The sequence below is a fragment of the Pedobacter sp. HDW13 genome (genome assembly GCF_011303555.1).
In the GTDB taxonomy this organism is placed as follows: domain Bacteria; phylum Bacteroidota; class Bacteroidia; order Sphingobacteriales; family Sphingobacteriaceae; genus Pedobacter.
Window position 1 is genome coordinate 124,447 of sequence record NZ_CP049868.1, and the last position, 17,338, is coordinate 141,784.

The 17,338-nt window shown below is 37.9% G+C and carries 16 protein-coding genes; 4 read left to right on the plus strand and 12 right to left on the minus strand.

Annotated elements, in window-relative coordinates; genetic code table 11:
• Positions 1-3: 3 nt before the first annotated feature.
• The 4 genes from G7074_RS00525 to G7074_RS00540 form a co-directional block, all read right to left on the minus strand.
• The gene (locus G7074_RS00525) at positions 4-1,431 is read right to left on the minus strand and encodes a RagB/SusD family nutrient uptake outer membrane protein (RefSeq protein ID WP_166206050.1); all 1,428 of its coding nucleotides are present in this window, start codon (positions 1,429-1,431) and stop codon (positions 4-6) included.
• 18 nt (positions 1,432-1,449) lie between these two features.
• A complete protein-coding gene (locus tag G7074_RS00530) occupies positions 1,450-4,929 on the minus strand; it encodes a TonB-dependent receptor (protein WP_240916428.1) in 3,480 nt (1,159 codons plus the stop codon).
• A gap of 295 nt (positions 4,930-5,224) precedes the next feature.
• Positions 5,225-5,848, minus strand: coding sequence for a FecR family protein (locus G7074_RS00535; protein WP_370526633.1), 624 nt, complete (start codon positions 5,846-5,848; stop codon positions 5,225-5,227).
• Positions 5,818-6,399 carry a hypothetical protein gene (locus G7074_RS00540; RefSeq protein WP_166206055.1) on the minus strand — a complete coding sequence of 194 codons (582 nt, stop codon included), beginning with the start codon at positions 6,397-6,399 and terminating at the stop codon, positions 5,818-5,820. Before G7074_RS00540 ends, G7074_RS00535 begins: the two co-directional genes overlap by 31 nt.
• Positions 6,400-6,513: 114 nt before the next feature.
• Here G7074_RS00540 and G7074_RS00545 point away from each other — a divergent pair, with 114 nt between their 5' ends.
• Positions 6,514-7,113 carry an RNA polymerase sigma factor gene (locus G7074_RS00545; protein ID WP_166206058.1) on the plus strand — a complete coding sequence of 200 codons (600 nt, stop codon included), beginning with the start codon at positions 6,514-6,516 and terminating at the stop codon, positions 7,111-7,113.
• A gap of 156 nt (positions 7,114-7,269) precedes the next feature.
• On the opposite strand, the gene G7074_RS00550 is transcribed toward G7074_RS00545, so the two are convergent.
• From G7074_RS00550 to G7074_RS00560, 3 genes are all read right to left on the minus strand, one after another.
• Positions 7,270-7,911 (minus strand): hypothetical protein, encoded by a 642-nt coding sequence (locus G7074_RS00550; RefSeq protein ID WP_166206061.1) that lies wholly within the window; start codon positions 7,909-7,911, stop codon positions 7,270-7,272.
• A gap of 472 nt (positions 7,912-8,383) precedes the next feature.
• Positions 8,384-8,572 carry a hypothetical protein gene (locus G7074_RS00555; RefSeq protein ID WP_166206064.1) on the minus strand — a complete coding sequence of 63 codons (189 nt, stop codon included), beginning with the start codon at positions 8,570-8,572 and terminating at the stop codon, positions 8,384-8,386.
• Positions 8,573-8,575: 3 nt separating this feature from the next.
• The gene (locus G7074_RS00560) at positions 8,576-9,844 is read right to left on the minus strand and encodes a glucose-1-phosphate adenylyltransferase (protein WP_166206067.1); all 1,269 of its coding nucleotides are present in this window, start codon (positions 9,842-9,844) and stop codon (positions 8,576-8,578) included.
• Positions 9,845-10,502: 658 nt separating this feature from the next.
• On the opposite strand from G7074_RS00560, the gene G7074_RS00565 reads away from it, so the two are divergent.
• Positions 10,503-11,144 (plus strand): TetR/AcrR family transcriptional regulator, encoded by a 642-nt coding sequence (locus G7074_RS00565; RefSeq protein ID WP_166206070.1) that lies wholly within the window; start codon positions 10,503-10,505, stop codon positions 11,142-11,144.
• Between the two features lie 218 nt (positions 11,145-11,362).
• Here G7074_RS00565 and G7074_RS00570 read toward each other — a convergent pair whose 3' ends face one another.
• Positions 11,363-11,560, minus strand: a complete 198-nt coding sequence (locus tag G7074_RS00570) for a hypothetical protein (protein WP_166206073.1) — start codon at positions 11,558-11,560, stop codon at positions 11,363-11,365.
• A 278-nt stretch (positions 11,561-11,838) separates the two neighbouring features.
• Here G7074_RS00570 and G7074_RS00575 point away from each other — a divergent pair, with 278 nt between their 5' ends.
• Positions 11,839-12,348: a DUF2004 domain-containing protein gene (locus G7074_RS00575; RefSeq protein WP_166206076.1), complete on the plus strand. Its 510-nt coding sequence runs from the start codon at positions 11,839-11,841 to the stop codon at positions 12,346-12,348.
• Between the two features lie 81 nt (positions 12,349-12,429).
• The gene (locus tag G7074_RS00580) at positions 12,430-12,960 is read left to right on the plus strand and encodes a hypothetical protein (RefSeq protein WP_166206079.1); all 531 of its coding nucleotides are present in this window, start codon (positions 12,430-12,432) and stop codon (positions 12,958-12,960) included.
• Between the two features lie 240 nt (positions 12,961-13,200).
• Here the strand turns inward: G7074_RS00580 and G7074_RS00585 are convergent, their stop codons facing one another.
• The 4 genes from G7074_RS00585 to G7074_RS27780 all read right to left on the minus strand — a co-directional run bounded on the left by G7074_RS00585 (position 13,201) and on the right by G7074_RS27780 (position 17,288).
• A complete protein-coding gene (locus G7074_RS00585; protein ID WP_166206082.1) occupies positions 13,201-14,193 on the minus strand; it encodes a transglutaminase family protein in 993 nt (330 codons plus the stop codon).
• Between the two features lie 17 nt (positions 14,194-14,210).
• Positions 14,211-15,146, minus strand: a complete 936-nt coding sequence (locus tag G7074_RS00590; RefSeq protein WP_166206085.1) for an alpha-E domain-containing protein — start codon at positions 15,144-15,146, stop codon at positions 14,211-14,213.
• 12 nt (positions 15,147-15,158) lie between these two features.
• Positions 15,159-16,601, minus strand: a complete 1,443-nt coding sequence (locus G7074_RS00595) for a circularly permuted type 2 ATP-grasp protein (RefSeq protein WP_166206088.1) — start codon at positions 16,599-16,601, stop codon at positions 15,159-15,161.
• A gap of 354 nt (positions 16,602-16,955) precedes the next feature.
• The gene (locus G7074_RS27780) at positions 16,956-17,288 is read right to left on the minus strand and encodes a LacI family DNA-binding transcriptional regulator (protein ID WP_166206091.1); all 333 of its coding nucleotides are present in this window, start codon (positions 17,286-17,288) and stop codon (positions 16,956-16,958) included.
• Positions 17,289-17,338: the final 50 nt, after the last annotated feature.

Genomic DNA, 17,338 nt, shown 5'->3' on the forward strand with positions numbered 1-17,338 from the left:
TGCTTAATTTTTACTGTATCCCGGATTCTGATCGGCTTTATCATTGTTCCTGAACTCGCTAGCTGGAAGAGGGAATATCAGTGAATTTGCAGATTTAATTATTGGTCTGATAGACTGAATCACAGGTAATGGCAGTCTTCTAAGAGCCAGCCAGTCCAATCCGTTCTCACCTACAAAATTTTTCATCGTTTCTTTAATAATTAACAGCTGTAGATCGGTTGGATTAGATGCTGCGTCAACAGCCGCAAAATCGGTGATACCTGCATGGCCCATAACAGTTTTCAGAAGTGTTTTTGCAGGAGCCAGATCAGCACCAGACAAGGTGATGGCCTCTGCCTGTAATAAATATGCTTCAGTTAAGCGAAATGCATAAGAATTAACAGATAAAGGGGTGAGCGCAATTGTGGCAGTATTACCTGAATAATATTTGGTAAACATATTCACTGTTGCCCCGCTTTTGGTAACAGGTTTAAAAGTCCACGCCAGTCTCGGATCATTTTGCATCATGCCAGCCAGACTTGGTGTTGCAACGTATTGAGCATAAAACTGATACTGGGTATATTTAAAGCTTTCAGTCGGAAAAGGCTGAACGGCTAACATTACTTCCTTGCTTTGAAAACCTTTTACCAAGAAAATATCCCTTGTCAGTCCTTCGAGTACAAACGGACCGTTTTTAATCACATCATCAGTCAAACTGATTACACTGGCATAGTCATTACCAATCCCACGATTAAGCAGTACCCGTGCTTTCAGCAGTTTTGCTACCCACACATTTGCATAACTTAATTTCGTATTTAATGTCGGTAAATCAGCAATCGCAATATCCAAATCGGCAATTATAGCGTCATAAGTTTGCTTAACGTTTGAACGTGCAAGGCTAATGTTGTCCGAATTCACAAAATCATTCCGAAGGATAATGCCATATGCACTGTTGACATCGCGGTATTGACCATAATGAAAAAGCAGTTCGGCATTTGCAAATGCCCTTAAAAACCTCGCCTCAGCCTGCAATTGTTTTTTAACATTCGCAGTAATGGTAATTACCGGTTCAATATTTTTTAGAAAACCGTTGGCAGCATTGACCAGATTATAACCATAGGTCCATTTTTCGCCAGTAGCAGCAGAACCGGGAGTAAAGGTAAAATCATTCAGTCCATCATTGTTCCGATTGGCCAGCAAACCACTTAGCTCAGAGGGGACAGTTTCGAAAGTGCGCATCCATTTTATCGATGGAATCTGGTTATTGTCCGTTCCTGAATTCGCAAAACGATAATAAACCCCATTGAGTACCGTAGCTGCACTTTTCGCATCAATGATCACATTCCCGTCTACCTGCCTGTCAGTGGGAAACACATTCAGTTCCTTTTTACAGCCAATAATCATACTGGCTGGCAGAACTAATAATATTATTTTTTTTACTAGAAATTTCATATAAAAATGCTTTAAATATTAGAAACCAAGTTTAAGACCTAATGAAAATGTCTTTACAGTTGGGTAATTGCTTACATCAAAATATCCACCGCCAACACTATAGGTATCATTAGTAGTTTCCGGATCATTTCCAGGGTATTTTGTGATCGTGAACAAATTGGTTGCTGATGCAAACAACGACACATTCAGTAATCCTGCTCTTTGCATCCATTTGGATTTATCAAAGCGGTAATTGAATGAAACTGTTCTTAACTTGATGTAAGAGGAACTGAAAACATTCAGATTGGATATAGGAGCAAGACCATCTCCATACAACAAACGCGGTTGATTCTCTTGAGTGTTACCCGAATGGTATCTGTTCAACATTACCGCATTTGCGTTAGACGAGCCCGAAAACTGCATACTGCCGATATGGTCTCCCCATAAAAGACTTCCGCCCTGCGAGAAAGTGAAATACAGCTGAAGGTCCAGGTTCTTATAACTCAGCCCCTGACTGAAACCGCCATAATATTTTGGAGCAGCCTGGGCAATGATCTCATTGGTTTTAGGCAACGCACTATCCAAATCCTTGAATTCTTCGTAATCCAGTTCATACATAGGATCTCCGATATTGGTATATGGATAAACCAATGATCCGATAAAGCCCATTTCTTTTTTATAGGCGTCCAATTGTTCCTTGGTCCGGATAATTCCTGTAAACTTATAACCTGTAATCAGGCCAAGCGGTTTACCCTCAACCAGGGTTGTATTACCGAGTTCCAGGCCTGTCAAACTTCCTATCTGTCTAAGATCCGCGCCTGCATCTAATTTAGTCACCAGAGATTTATTCCAGGTAACATTTAAAGATGCATTCCAACGAAAGTTTTTAGTACGGATGATATCACCTTGTAAGGAGACTTCTAGTCCAGTATTCTTAATATCAGCGGTATTTCTCAATAATGAGGTGTAGGAACTGCTGGGGGCAACTGGCAAGGCAAGTAAAACGCCATTAGTCTGTTTATTATAATAATCTACAGTAGCCTGCAAGCGGTTATTGAATAAAGAAATATCTAAGCCTGCATCTGCCTCACGGGTACTTTCCCACTTAATCCCTTCATTTCCCAACTGGGTAGGTATGAGCGCATTAGCACCAGAATAAGAAAATGGGCTATATAAAGTCCTGTACATCTGATCGCCAATATTCTGCGTACCTGTCAAACCATAACTTCCCCTGAGTTTGATATCATCAATCCATTTTACATTCTTAAGAAAGTTTTCCTTAGATATTCTCCAGGCAGCAGCTCCGGAAGGAAAATAACCAAATTTATTATTAGGGCCAAACTTTGAAGAACCATCAGCCCTCCCTGTAAAAGTAAACAGGTATTTGTCCAACAGGGAATAATTTGCCCTAAGGTAAAACGACAACAGATAGCTTTGCGGCTTGCCAGGGTCATCTCCCCTAATAAATAGCGGGGTCGAGGCTGAGGAAAGATTATTTAAGACTTTATCATCCGGATAACCCGTAGCTGTTGCGCTGAAATAACTGTTTTTAATCGTTTCGTATGATGTACCTCCAAGTAAAGTGACCTCGTGTATATCATTAAATATTTTATTGTAAGTCAATGTGTTCTCAACAAACCAATTGGTCAGTCTGCTATTTGAATTACTACCAATACCTCCATTATTAGCCACATTGCCATAAAAACTGCCTATATCCAAAAAACTAGGAATGTAATTATGCTGATTATAAGTCTGCATATTTAAGGAGACCGTACTTTTGAATTTTAGGGACTTATCAATATCATAAAGGCCTGAAATTGATCCCATCAAACTAAAAGTCTTCGCATTGTTTGTTGCCTGAAGCAATCCAGCAGGATTTTGAAATCCCATATAACTATAACCAACACCAGCAAAATTTGTCGGATTACCGTTTAGATCATAGGGTTCAAGATCCGGCCTTGACCTTAATGCCTGCCCATAAGCACCATCTCCAATGTTTTGATCGGTATAGCCGATGAGCATATTTGTGATAAACCGGAATCTTTTACCAATTTCGTTTTCAAGGTTTAGTTTACCGGTAACACGCTGGTAATCGGTACTTCTGATTACCCCTGGGGTATTATTGAAAGAAATCGAACTAAAATACTTGGAAGCCGCACCACCACCTTGTACAGATAGGTCTGCATTATGTGAAATGGTATTACGGGTAACCTCATCAATCCAGTTGGTATTCGCTTTTCCAAAAAAGGTTTCAGGTCTATTAATAATTGCATCTACCTCGGTAGGCATGTAATCGGCAGCTTTAGTATGCTCATCAAAATCATTCCTTGCCGCCTCGGTAATCAGCTGCCTGTATTGGTCAGCGTTGAGTAACTTCGGGGTGATGGCCCGTGTAGCAGTACTATAATAACTCGCAACAATCTGTGGTTTCATGTCCTTTTTCCCGCTTTTGGTAGTAATGATAACCACACCATTAGCGGCTTTAGAGCCATAAATCGCAGTAGAGGAAGCATCTTTAAGAATACTGATAGACTCTATGTCATTGATATTTAATCCGCCAACACTATTTAAACCATTTACAAAGGAAGATGAAAGACCGGCACTCACCCCACCAGAATTGTTGATATCGTTACCAACAGGTGTCCCTACATCAAAGCCAGTGTTGATGAAATTGCTACGTACCTGAACAGGAACACCATCGATAACATACAATGGATCGTTCCCTCCCAGAAGCGAACTTGAACCCCGGACTCTGATGCGTACAGCCCCTCCAGGAGATCCGTCAGCCTTGGTTACCTGAACACCGGCAGCTTTGCCCGCAATTGAATTGTCTATAGTAGCAAAGGGTATATCCTGAACATCAGTTGCATTTATGGTTGATACAGATCCAGTCAAGTCTTTCTTTTTGGTACTACCATAGCCTACTACTACAACCTGATCAAGGTCTGAGGCATTGGCTTCCAATTGCACTGTAATGTTATTTTGATCCCCGGTTTTTATCTCTCTGGACTTATAACCGATATAAGAAACCACAAGAACAGCCCCCTTCTCAGGGACTGAGATAGAAAAACTCCCATCTTCGGACGATCTGGTATTAGATCCCGGTAATCCTTTTATGCTAATTGATGCACCTGGGAGTGGCCGGCCTGACTCATCTACCACCCTGCCCTTGATTACTTCAGAGTAGAAATAGTCCCGGATTGCCCTCATCCAGGTATTTTGCTTTTCCTTGACCACAATCGTTTTATCATCGATTGCATAAGTTAAAGGTAACCCGTCAAGGCACTTACTCATCACCTCATTTAAAGGGCTTTGATTAAACTCTACATGAACCCTTTTATTGATACTGATCTTTTTTACAGAAAGCAGGATGTTGTAACCAGTTTGTTTTCTTACCTCTTTAAATACCGCTTCAAGAGGAACGCTTTTCCCACTGAAAGTAACTGTCTGTGCAGATCCTGTAGCACTAACCTGAAGAATAGTGGCGATCATTAATATGGTAGTCAGGTTGATTTTCATGATCAATTTTCTCTTATCAATACCACTGAAAGCATAAAGCCCGGCATTCAGAAGTAATCGCAAAAATTTGGATATACGGCGGCTAAGCCAACACATCGCTTTAGTATATATTTTATACATTTGTTAGTCTGGTTTAATTTGTTGAAAAATTGCAAGCTCAAGTTTTACGGTTTACCAGATTATAAGGGCTTCGATCACGACTCGAAGTCCTTTTTTTTTGCAAACCGCCTCAGCGAAATCTAAGGATCGTTCCAATATCCTGTCATAGTTGTTTGGTTAGTTTTATTGGTTTTTATTATTTCATCACAATTATTTTATTATCCTCTACCCGAAACCTGACCTCTCCTGTCATTTCAAGTATCTTGAGAATACCAGAAATATTCTTAGCCCTACTGATGGTGCCCCAAAACACGTCATTTTTCACTTCTTCGTTCTTAAACACTACTTCAACATTGTACCATTTTGATATTTTTTGCATGATACTTTCAAGAGGTTCGCTTTTAAACATAAAATAGCCATTCTTCCAAGCAATAGCATCATTTACATCAATTTTATTAATGCTAAAAACTTCATTGGAATTTAAGATAGATTGTTCTCCCGGGCTCAGTTTTACAGGTTTATCATTTAAGGTCTTTAAGTTTTGTTTGTTCACCAGACTTAATAATACTGCCCCTTCCAACAAGGTTGTTTTGATATTTTGACCATCCCTGTAAGCTTCTATATTAAAATGCGTGCCTAAGACTTCAAGCTCCTGGTTTCGGCTCTGTACTATAAAAGGAGTTAGCGGGCTTTTTTTTACCACTTCAAAATATGCTTCCCCGTTTAAAACAACTTTTCGCGCAGCCCGATCCACAAATCTTGTAGGAAAAGTAAGCGACGAAAAAGCATTCAGCCATACGTTTGTACCATCCGGTAGAATAACTTTATACTGCCCCCCTTAGGTGTTTCAATAGTGTTATACCTGATGGTATCTAGATCAGATCCAACATTGGAAATTTTATACTCCAGGCTGCCTTCTCCCGTATTCAAAATTGTCACGCCACTTTGTTCGGCAACGGTACTAGCTTTCCCCCCTATAAGACTGATCTTTTTCCCATCCGGCAAAGTAAGTATCGCCCTATTTCCTCCTGCAATAATATCTTCTTTTGCAGAAAGGGAGTCAACATTGCTTCTGGACTTATAATAATTATATATCAGTAAAGTACAGCCAGTCAAAACCAATACGGCAACTATTTTATAGATTGGACCGAACCAGAATGACCTGGATTTTGTTATATAATTCTGGTTAAATTCGGAAAACATCCTTTTTTTAACAACCTCCTCTCCCCCTCCGGCAATTAGCCAGTCCCCAAAGTTCAATTCATTATGATTTACTTTATGGAACCAGTCATCCAGTTCCATGGACTCATCTTCTGTACAATCCCCTTCCTGATTTTTTTTCAATAAAATATGTAATCTTTCTTTATTCATATAGCAGGCTTTATACCTATATAATGCACTTCTTGCCGCCAACCGTTACTTCATGTGAAAATATTTTTTCAACTTCTATCAGGCTACTGAATAAATTATTACTTTCACCGATATATGATTAGGAATCTTATCATTGATTATAACAACTATACCGAACAGGAACTCATCGAACTCTGGAAAATGGGCAATGATGATGTTTTTGAATTATTTTACAATAAACATGTTATAAAGCTATTAAACATTGCCAGGCTAAAAACCGGCAATATGGCCGTTGCGCAAGAATTGGTGCAGGATACCTTTTTAAGCCTTCACAAAAAGAAACTAGAAATACAGCAGCAAACAAACCTAATTGCATATCTATATATTGCTTTAAAAAAAAACATACTGAATTACTATCGGAAGGAAAGTGTGCACAAAAAATATGAAACATATATACAGAGCCATAGTTCAGAATTGGACAACAGCACGGAATGGAGCATCAACACCAAAGAGCTGGAACTTCAGATCATTGAAGAAATAGAAAAACTTCCGCCACAATGCAGTAAAGTGTTTAAATTGAGTCGGATAGATGGCATGAGCGACAAAGAAATTGCAGCAACACTCAATATATCCGTAAATACGGTGGAACAGCACAAAAGGAAAGCATTGAGAATCTTAAGGACTGCCTTTAAAGAGTATCTTGGAACTGCGTTGGTTATGTATTTATTAAGGTAATTACTTGTAGACAACAATTCCCTATAACTCGTTCAATCCGAAGAAAAGTGCAATAGTTTGCATCCAATACTGCTACTTTTGTAATATGTCATTTTGAACAAAACAATATCATGTAAGCTTCATGGCTTTTTTCTTTCAAAGATGATTGAGACTCCTTCATAAAACTATCGACAGTGTTTTCATTCGTTGCGTTACAGCCTCAAAGTTATGCTGTTGGGTTACCTGTATCAACTGCATTAGTTTTGATACTGAATCCACATAAGTTTCCAGTTCGCCCACAAAACTACCTACCTTTATCCGATCAGTCCGATCTAAGGAAACATCTTCCAAAAGTCCCAGCTGTGTGCTATCTTCATCGAACTGCGGAACGAGGTAAACATACGAAGCTATTTTTTTTGCCTGAGCGGACAGTCTATCCAAAAGCCTGCCATTTACCTTAAAGGTATCTCTATCCTGAAAGTTATCATTATCCTGAAAAAAATACTTCAAATTTGAAGCATTCCCACTGATCATTTCCTGTAAATGGGTAACCGAAATCAGCGCCTTCCTGATAAAAACTGTATTATGGAGGTGTGGCCAGTTTCCAAGTAAGCTAAAACAAAAAAAACTTATTTCTATCCTTTTAACGCACAATGAAGCATGAAAAGCAAGTATTTCTTCCCATCCGCATAGATCAAAGTATCTATTCAGCACTCCCCGGCTTGCGCCGAGTCCCCGGATAATCTTTTTTTTGTTATTTATCCTCAGGAGTATAATATTTAATTGATCAACCATCGAAGAATACTCGTTTTCGGACATAGGTTATATTCGGTTAAAATTTAGGCAGATGTTAAGTTTAATTTACTGTCCATTACTTGACTAGCTATTGATATACTTAACAGTTGACTGACAGCAAAAGTCTTCTACTCTTATTAGTAGCAATCGGCCAATCATCAATAAAGCCTAAAAAAGAGAAAATTGGAGAACCCTGCAAAGCTAATTGAGGGCTTTTATCTCTCTTAGTTTCTTCATTGCAGGTGGGACAATATAGTCATTAAAAGCAATAGTCGCTGAAATCGTTGGACGTGAAGCAACAAGATTTAAGGACTTAAAAAACAAATATCACCAAAATGTGATATTTATACAAAAAAAATATTATTTTTATAATACAGTTTACAGTTTAAGGAAAACTTCCGCTAACATTAGAAAGTGAAAGAAGGCATGCCAGGATTGGTATGCCTCTACTTTCTAAAAGATAATTTAGGTCAACGTTGCAAATGATGACTTTTTGTTAGAGTGCTATAAAGAGATATCCAGTTATAATGATATTTTTACTAAAAAAGGTATTGATAGAATAAGCCCCTGCTCGACCCTCTTCTTTTTTCCATCTTATTAAATAGCATTCCACTTCACACAAAAATTCAAACTCCATCAATCCAAGAAAGGAAGCACCAGGAATCTCCTCACTCCATTTCTCCATAGGTTAGATTATGGTTCCACTAGGTAAAATCGCTCCTTTTTTTATCACAACAATTCCGTCTTTCACTGTATAGAGTTCAAAATCCCCATCTTTTAAATGAGGGCCTCCGTTTATTTTCACATCATTTCCGATCCGACAGTTCTTGTCAATAATTGCATTATGGATGTAACACCTATCACCGATACCAATCAGCGAATTCCCGGCATTTACCTCCTGCTGAATCTCAATTAGTGTTTGATAGCGGTCACTCCCCATGATGTAGGTATTTGCAATTACTGAATGTTTACCAATTCTTGCCCTTATGCCCACTACTGAATGTTCAATCCGGCTAGCTTCAATGATGCAACCTTCAGCGATGATTGTTTTCTCTAAAGTTGTAGATCGGATTTTTGATGGTGGGAGCATCCTTGCCCTGGTAAAAATAGTATGGAAATTATCAAACAGATCAAATTTTGGGATATCATCGGTTAACGCAAGATTTGCCTCAAAAAATGAAGAGATATTGCCTATATCGGTCCAGTATCCTTCATACTGATAGCTTAATACACGACTTCTGTTAATCGCCTTGGGCAGGATCTCCTTGCCAAAATCCTTTTCATCCAGATTCTCATTTAGAATGCTGATGAGGTATTCTCTATTGAACACGTAAATCCCCATTGAGGCTAGAAAATTACGCCCTTCGGCCTGCATTTCAGGACCTGTATCGGAGATCCACTCATCTAATCCTGTTTTAGGTTTTTCGACAAAAGAAGTAATCATATTTTCCTGGTCCGCTTTTAAAATGCCGAATTCTGTTGCCTCATTGCCAGTTACCGGAATCGTCGCAATGGTAATTTCCGCATTGGCTTCAATATGCGCTTCGATCATTTTACTAAAATCCATCTGATAAAGCTGATCACCAGAAAGAATCAGAATGTAATCAAATTCATGCAAACAAATGTGGTGCATAGATTGCCTCACCGCATCAGCTGTTCCCTGAAACCAATCCGAATTATGCACGGTTTGTTCAGCAGCCAATATGTCGACAAAAGCTTTACTAAAATGACTAAAGTGATAAGTATTTTTAATGTGTTTATTTAAGGAGGCAGAATTGAACTGCGTCAGTACAAACATACGATGGACGCCAGAGTTGATACAATTGGATATTGGAATGTCAACTAAACGGTACTTTCCTGCAATTGGCACTGCCGGTTTAGAACGGGTTTGTGTTAGCGGCGATAATCTGGAGCCCTGGCCACCGCCCAGGATAACTCCTAAAACTTTGTCAGTCATATTTTTTTTATATTTGGTATTCTACTAATAGACGTTTCAGAATAAATAATTCTGTTTTGTTGACCTGGTTTATCTTATCTGCAATCAACCAAAATTTTCGCTGTGCCTACAATTGCTGTAAATGGATAAGTTCTGCAAAAAAGTGACTTTTTATTCTTCTTTTTCTTCCGCTTTTTTATAACCGACGGGATATACTTACATTCACAATAGCCTAGCAGATATATAGTTTAAATTATTAAATAAAAAACATTTTTTCACCTTTTTGTGACTTTTATTTTCTGATTGAAACTACATACACAAAACCAACTGATTCACTGTGAATTAACAACAAAAAAACATCAAGAAAACTACAGAAAAGCGTAGACTATCGTACTTTGCTACTACTTTTTTTATGATAAAATGGTAAAATAAAATCTGAAAACAGAAATGGACACGCAATCCTTCAGCAGTCATCGTATTGTTAAAGATATTCCTAAGTTATCCTATCCAGGAACGACCCACAATTTCTATTCAATTCAGAAGTGCGATTTCTATTCAAGAATCTCAACAACATTAAAATGTCATTATTTAAGGTGAGTAAATATCTATGATAGCTTTTTCATCATATTTGATTTAGTAATCTAACCATACCACTATATTAAAGCCGATACTGAAGACTATGCCAAGAAAAAGTTATGATGGTGTTATCCGTAATAAGGAACGAACAAAAAACAAATTGCTCGATGCAGTAGGGCAAATCATTAGAAAAGAGGGATATACTGGTCTAAAGCTAAAAAAAATCGTCGATCTTGCCGGAGTTGACAGAAAAATTTTATACACTTATTTTGGCTCAATAGAGAATTTAGTTGAGACCTATATCCGTCAAAGGGATTATTACATGGGCTTTGCTGATCAAGCAAAAAAGCTAGTAAAGGAGCATGAAGGAAAAAACGGCAAAGAATTGGTGCAGAAGCTACTGGTAGAACAACTGGAACACTTTTCTATAGATGAGGATATGCAACAGATATTAATTTGGCATATCAGCGAAGGGAATCCCATATTATCAGGGATTAGTGAGGAAAGAGAAAGGATTGGCAGTATTTTCCTACGGCTTTTGGATCGCCATTTTGAGCATTCGAATGTCGATGTGCGTGCCCGTCTTGCCTTGATTATTTCTGGAATCTATTTTTTAGTCCTCTATGCTAAAAAGACAAAAGGACTATTTTGCGAAATTGACTTAAATACCACAGATGGTATCGAACGAATTAAAAGAGCTATACAGGACCTTATAGAAGAAACTTTTGAATTAGATAAAAACTAGAAGAGTCCACTAAAATATTAGTTTGGATGGGCTATCTCGTAAATCTGCAATGATCATTAGCTAATAAATATAATAGGATGGCGATAATGGCTACTCACAAAAGAAAATGGAACATATAGAAATAGGAAAATCACGCCTCCTTTCTTATGTTTCCATAGTTGTCATCAAAAAAAAGATCACTAAAAGCTAATATTATTAAAATGAATGTTTCCATCGGTTTATCTTTTCCTGAGTGCTTCGATTTTTTTCGTAAGTAATTCCAGTATTGGTTGGCGGGCAATCAGATTAAAGCTCCAGATATCATCTGTAATAAAAATATAGTTACCTTCAAAACTGTAGATAAAATCCCCTCCTTCAATTCCTATAATCCAATTTTCTTTTTTTAGGTCTGCATAAGGCGTAACACCATCCAGCAATATTCCCTGATTTCTTCTTCCCCAAAGCTATCTAGCATAGGTAAAATACTAGGTTCTTTACTCAGTCCATACATGGACAACATTTCATCAATTTCATTTTGCATATCGAATTAGGAAGCTTTTAATAATCAGAATTTATACCCATACATTACCAAATTACAAATTTTGATCTATAGCTGGATTTATCAACCCCATTAGTATTTGCATAATTTTTGAGATTTGGCTGTTAATTTAATATTTTGTCATCCTATATCACCAACATTGAAAAGCATTAAACCATGGACTACACCTTACCTTATTTCGGGAATCTCGATCTAAACGCCCTAAATGAAGATTATTATTCTGCTATACAGACACCAAAGAATAATATCGCTATTGAGCTTAGTTTTGAAAATAAATCTATTGAGCAGAAAATAGCTGATGGTATCCGTATTTTCCTTGAGAATATCGAAAAGTTAGACGAGAAAAACAAAATTACTATAGCAAAAGATTTTGAAGAAGAAGGCAGTGAAACTTCTAATTATATTAATTTCTACTTGACAGAATTTGATGAAGCCGAGTTATTGGATATTATAGGTAAGAAAACAGAAAAAACGAAGATGGCAGACCAGCTATTGGATAAACTTGAATTAACCCGGATAGCACTATATCCTGATGGAAGGTACGGTTTAACTTACTATGCGATGTTCGATTATACCATTTATCTTAATGGATTTCCCTGTGATCAGCTACTAGTACTCTTTACTGATCAACAGGGGAGTTTAGAAGATATAGGCTGGGATAGTTAAGTTTATTGTCAATCCAAACATTTACTCTAGGGATTAGCTTAACAAAGAATTGGAATTCGTTTAAAGTTTAGCAAATCATAAATGGGTTTTGTAGTTTTGATTATTATGGTTTTAAATAAAAGAATGATAGATCGTAGGCAATTAATAGAAAAAATTGAAGCTATCAGGTTAATAAAACAGCAATATATTTATCATACCTATTTAGAAGAATTGGCTGGCAAAAATTGTGAGCTCTGCGCACTTCCCCTGAATCCTTATGGTATCTATTTAAATAACAAACAGGCCATCTGCATCCAATGCTTTAACGATTATATAAATACAAAAGATTATTTAGACAACTTAGAAATATTTGAAACCAGGGTTTCACGGACAAATAAACTGGCAGATAATTTTTCAGCTTCACTAAAAACCTATGGCCAAAATATTGACATAGATCTGATAAACAAACTTTTCAAAGACCTGTCTTTAGCTGAAATAGAACAAATGGTAGGATTTCCAAAAAGCTTCGGCAGTTTTGATTACGGGATTGAAGCCGGTCGTTGGAAATTGGAAAATCTACTGGTTGAAATTTGGTTTAAAAAGCAGGTTTGTACTAAGGTAACATTAATTTAAAGAGCAAGGGATAAATACTGAAAACACTACCGGATTTCACGATCTCCCTTGCTCCACTTGAGGGCAAATATTTCCTCCATTTTCGAACCATACCTCGACACCATACTCGTTTTTGATTTGTGTACTTGAGAACAAGTGACTCCTTCCACTATTCTTTATCACACTTAAAACGAAAACTTTTAAGGCTGGAGTGTGACCTTCGTAGCCCTTAAAAGCTTTCTTATACTTAAAATCACATGATTATTGTTGCTGCTGTTGTTGCTGTTGCTGCTGAATGACGGCATCCATATAACGCTGATAACTATTCTTTACAGGCTGATTAAGGCTTGATTTGCTATAGTTGATTTCTTTTGGCTGAAAGTAATTTTCTATTTCCATGTTTTCATCGTCATCTTGACCAACAGAAACCGTTACCTCCAGTGAATGGCCAGAAGTACCTTTAAAAACGCCCTTTACCGGAGAGCAGTCGCAAAAGTTCCTTCCAACCGCTAATCTTACATGGTTATCGTTGGCGATGCAGTTATTGGTAGGGTCGAGGCCCAACCATCCATAACCCGGGAGGTAAGCTTCCGCCCATGCATGGGTCGCCCCCTCCCCTCGCATCCCATCCCTGTTCGGACAGATGTATCCGCTTACATATCGTGCAGGAATCTGTATAAACCTAAGCATGGTGGTTAAGATATGTGCAAAATCCTGACAGACACCCGCCTTTAATCTTAATATTTCATCTATTGTTGTATCAACCGTAGTTAAGCCCTTAATGTATTCGAAATTCGTAAAGACATGATTACAAAACTTCACCGCTGTTTGATAAGGGGTATCATTTTGATCCCTGAGGCCCATTGCTGTCTGTTTTAACATCTCAGCATTCTCAAAATATTCCTGCTTAAGATAATCTATGAATGGAACATCATATTTAATCTCCTCTAGCGTATCCCATTGTTTACTGGCAAAAATATCATCCTGAGGAAGTGGTCTCGCAATGGTCTCCACAGAAATTTTAGAGAATATTTTCAATTGGTTGTGCGGTTCACTTTGGGTAAAAATACCTACTTCATTCCCATAATAGTCGATAAAAATATCTACATCCGGACTTCCCGAAATATTAAGGTCATGCTTGACCACTTTTTGGTATTCATCTTTAATCGGGAACAATATAATTTGATTTGCACTGTCCCGAACAAGAGATTCATACTTGTAGTTGGTAATGTGTTTTATTTTGAAGATAGGCATATCGTATTTTTTAAAAATTAAGAGTTGGCGAAATAATATTCATTTAAAAGATTCCCTATACCGAAAAGTTCACTCCTAACTTTGACCAGATAATTGTGCAAGCCTTCTTCCTTCATACTGTAAACAGAGCTGTAGGTGATATTGCTGTTTAACCTTCCGATGTTAAAGGAGAGGCTGCTGTAATGTTCCAGGTTTTTCTCGCTTTTCAGTCGCTCAAAATACCGCTGTATGTTATTCACCGAATAAATGGCAGACCTTGGAAAATCATGGTTCAACATAACCAGTTCCAGTACATTTTCAGCACCAAATCCCTCTCGGTAGGATTTCAGGTAAAGTTCGTAACCTCCCAGGGATAACAGCAGGTGCTTCCAATAAGAAGTATCTGTGAGAAGATCCGGATTGTTGGAGATGGATATAAATTTGATATCCAGGATATCGACAGACTGGATACTTCTTTCCAGGTATTTCCCGATATTCATGAAACTCCTGATCTCACCTCTTTCCATGGTGCTCTCCGCGGTACCATAATACAACATTACCTGTTTAATCAGTATATCCAGTGCAGTAATGGGATCCCCCTTCTGAACATGCCATAGCAGCTTAGGATCCTTAACCGTATGGTAATATTCATTCAGGCATTGCCATAAATCTTTGGCAATATGTTCCTGTACACTTCTGGCATTTTCTCGTGCCAGAGTGATTATGTTCAGGATAGAATTTGGATTTTCCCGGTCAAAGAGAAGATATTCGACTACTGCACGACTATCGTTTTTCATCGCAGAAATCTCTTCCTCATCCCCTCCTGATGAGATCCGGATCACAGGGTCCCATGTAAATTCATGAATGGTATCCTGTGAAGAAGCATAATTTATTTTTAGCATCCTTAAGATTCCATCACTACGCTCCACATACCTGCTTAACCAATATAAACTTGATGCTACTCTACTTAACATAAGGCTGATAATTTAAGATGATAAAACCCAGGTATCTTTACTGCCACCTCCTTGCGAACTATTTACAACCAGTGAACCTTCTTTCAAAGCAACCCTTGTCAGCCCTCCCGGAACTATGGATATTCCCTCCGGTCCATACAGTGCATAAGGCCTTAAATCTACCCGCCTTGGCTGTAAAATACCATCCATGTAACATGGAGCGGTTGACAGGCTGATCGTTGGCTGGGCAATAAAATTTCTCGGGTCTTTTAATATTTCCTTTTTATAGGCTTCTATTTCCTGTTCAGAGGCAGCATGTCCCATTAACATGCCATAACCACCACTTTCATTGGTCTTTTTAATCACCATTTTGTGCATGTTTTCAAAAACATACTCCTTTTCATCAGGGTTGCCCAAGCTAAAAGTAGGAACGTTTTTTAAAAGGGGCTCCTCGTTGAGATAATACCGGATCATATCAGGCACATAACTGTAAACTGCCTTATCGTCTGCTACCCCATTTCCAACTGCATTGATAATGGCTACATTTCCTTTTCGGTAAGCACTCATTAGTCCTGCCACACCCAATACGCTGTTTGGATTAAATACCAATGGATCTATGTAATCATCATCTACCCTGCGGTAAATCACATCAACCTGCTGTAACCCCGTGGTGGTTTTCATAAATACCTTTTGGTCACGGATAACCAGATCCCGGCCTTCAACCAGTTCAACTCCCATTAACCTGGCCAATGTGGTATGCTCATAATAGGCCGAGTTATACATCCCCGGACTTAATAATACTATGGTTGGATTGGAAACAGGGCGAGGAGATAAAGCCTGTAGATTCTTATACAAAATAGAAGGATATTCAGTAACACTACGCACCTTACATTGTGGAATAAGATCTGGGAATAGCCTTTTGGTGATTTCCCTATTCTCCAGCATATAGCTTACTCCAGAAGGCGTCCTAAGGTTATCTTCCAGCACATAAAATGTTCCATCGTAATCTCTGATCAGGTCAATACCAGCAATGTGGATATAAATGTCATGAGGGACATTTAGCTGATACATTTCCCTCAAAAAATGTGGGCAGGAATAGATAAGGGCTGGAGGTATAACTTTATCCTTAATAATAAATTGATTGCTATACACATCTTTAAGAAAGAGGTTCAGTGCTCTTAAACGTTGTTTAATACCTTTTTCTATAAACAGCCATTCCGAAGAGGTGATTACCCGTGGAATGATGTCAAAAGGAAAGATCTTTTCTATACCCTCACCACTATCATAGACCGTGAAGGTAATGCCCTGGCTCATAAAGAGCCGTTTTGCCAATTCTTCTTTTTTATTGAGATCACTTATCGATTCTCTTCCAAGATAACTGATGATTTTATGGTACTGAGTCCTAAGGTTATCATCAGAAATATACATCTCATCCCATGTATTTGACACATTTTGGTAATTATTAAGATTAATCATAACTAAACCCCCTCAAATTATCCCTAATAATAAGACATTAAGCAATAAAAATCAAAACAAAACACAATAAATATTAAATTTTATCTAAAATTTCACACAAAAACATAAAAAAAACACAAACAAACAGCATTCACCCTAATAAAAACCAAACAAACCTACAAACAACAGACCATAAACACACAAAAACCAGAACTAAAAACATTTATAAACAAAAATGATAATTCGTAATTTAAAGCGGCTAGAATAATCAAAAATCTACGAGCCCCCTGATGAGGCTTTTTTAGCAGTGCCATTCAAACAAAGGCTGGTATGTTGCGATTTGCTGATAGAAGTTTGAATAGACCTATAAGTGAATCATCTCCATTTCTGTATTTTCGCTATCTTGGGACTGGAACACCACAGCGGTATACCCACTTTGATGCACTGTGCAATGTACCGCCTCAATAAGCCTTGAAAAAAGATCTCTTTAAAATCCGGAGCAATAAGTCCAGGGATAGAGGTATTTCCCTTTTTGAAGGCGCGGGCTACAGGGCTTGGCCAATATCCCATTTTTTCTGCGAGGTCCTTAACTCTGAAACGCGTTTTTAAAGAAATAGACTTATGGTCAGTTAAAGAGCGAGAGACTGCACTTATTGAGGTTCCAAGTATATATGCCAATATTTTTAAAGTTATAGGTTCTACCGCCATATTTAGATATTTTTACGATTGAAATCAGATTTATCGGGCAAAAAAGTTGT

What these genes read in the sequence shown, in the direction of transcription:
- G7074_RS00565 (WP_166206070.1), top strand. Translation starts at nt 10,503, where the DNA reads ATGCCAAGAAAAAGTTATGATGGTGTTATCCGTAATAAGGAACGAACA.
- G7074_RS00530 (WP_240916428.1), bottom strand. Translation starts at nt 4,929, where the DNA reads ATGAAAATCAACCTGACTACCATATTAATGATCGCCACTATTCTTCAG.
- G7074_RS00595 (WP_166206088.1), bottom strand. Translation starts at nt 16,601, where the DNA reads ATGATTAATCTTAATAATTACCAAAATGTGTCAAATACATGGGATGAG.
- G7074_RS00525 (WP_166206050.1), bottom strand. Translation starts at nt 1,431, where the DNA reads ATGAAATTTCTAGTAAAAAAAATAATATTATTAGTTCTGCCAGCCAGT.
- G7074_RS00545 (WP_166206058.1), top strand. Translation starts at nt 6,514, where the DNA reads ATGATTAGGAATCTTATCATTGATTATAACAACTATACCGAACAGGAA.
- G7074_RS00580 (WP_166206079.1), top strand. Translation starts at nt 12,430, where the DNA reads ATGGGTTTTGTAGTTTTGATTATTATGGTTTTAAATAAAAGAATGATA.
- G7074_RS00540 (WP_166206055.1), bottom strand. Translation starts at nt 6,399, where the DNA reads ATGAATAAAGAAAGATTACATATTTTATTGAAAAAAAATCAGGAAGGG.
- G7074_RS00590 (WP_166206085.1), bottom strand. Translation starts at nt 15,146, where the DNA reads ATGTTAAGTAGAGTAGCATCAAGTTTATATTGGTTAAGCAGGTATGTG.
- G7074_RS27780 (WP_166206091.1), bottom strand. Translation starts at nt 17,288, where the DNA reads ATGGCGGTAGAACCTATAACTTTAAAAATATTGGCATATATACTTGGA.
- G7074_RS00555 (WP_166206064.1), bottom strand. Translation starts at nt 8,572, where the DNA reads ATGGAGAAATGGAGTGAGGAGATTCCTGGTGCTTCCTTTCTTGGATTG.
- G7074_RS00585 (WP_166206082.1), bottom strand. Translation starts at nt 14,193, where the DNA reads ATGCCTATCTTCAAAATAAAACACATTACCAACTACAAGTATGAATCT.
- G7074_RS00575 (WP_166206076.1), top strand. Translation starts at nt 11,839, where the DNA reads ATGGACTACACCTTACCTTATTTCGGGAATCTCGATCTAAACGCCCTA.
- G7074_RS00560 (WP_166206067.1), bottom strand. Translation starts at nt 9,844, where the DNA reads ATGACTGACAAAGTTTTAGGAGTTATCCTGGGCGGTGGCCAGGGCTCC.
- G7074_RS00550 (WP_166206061.1), bottom strand. Translation starts at nt 7,911, where the DNA reads ATGTCCGAAAACGAGTATTCTTCGATGGTTGATCAATTAAATATTATA.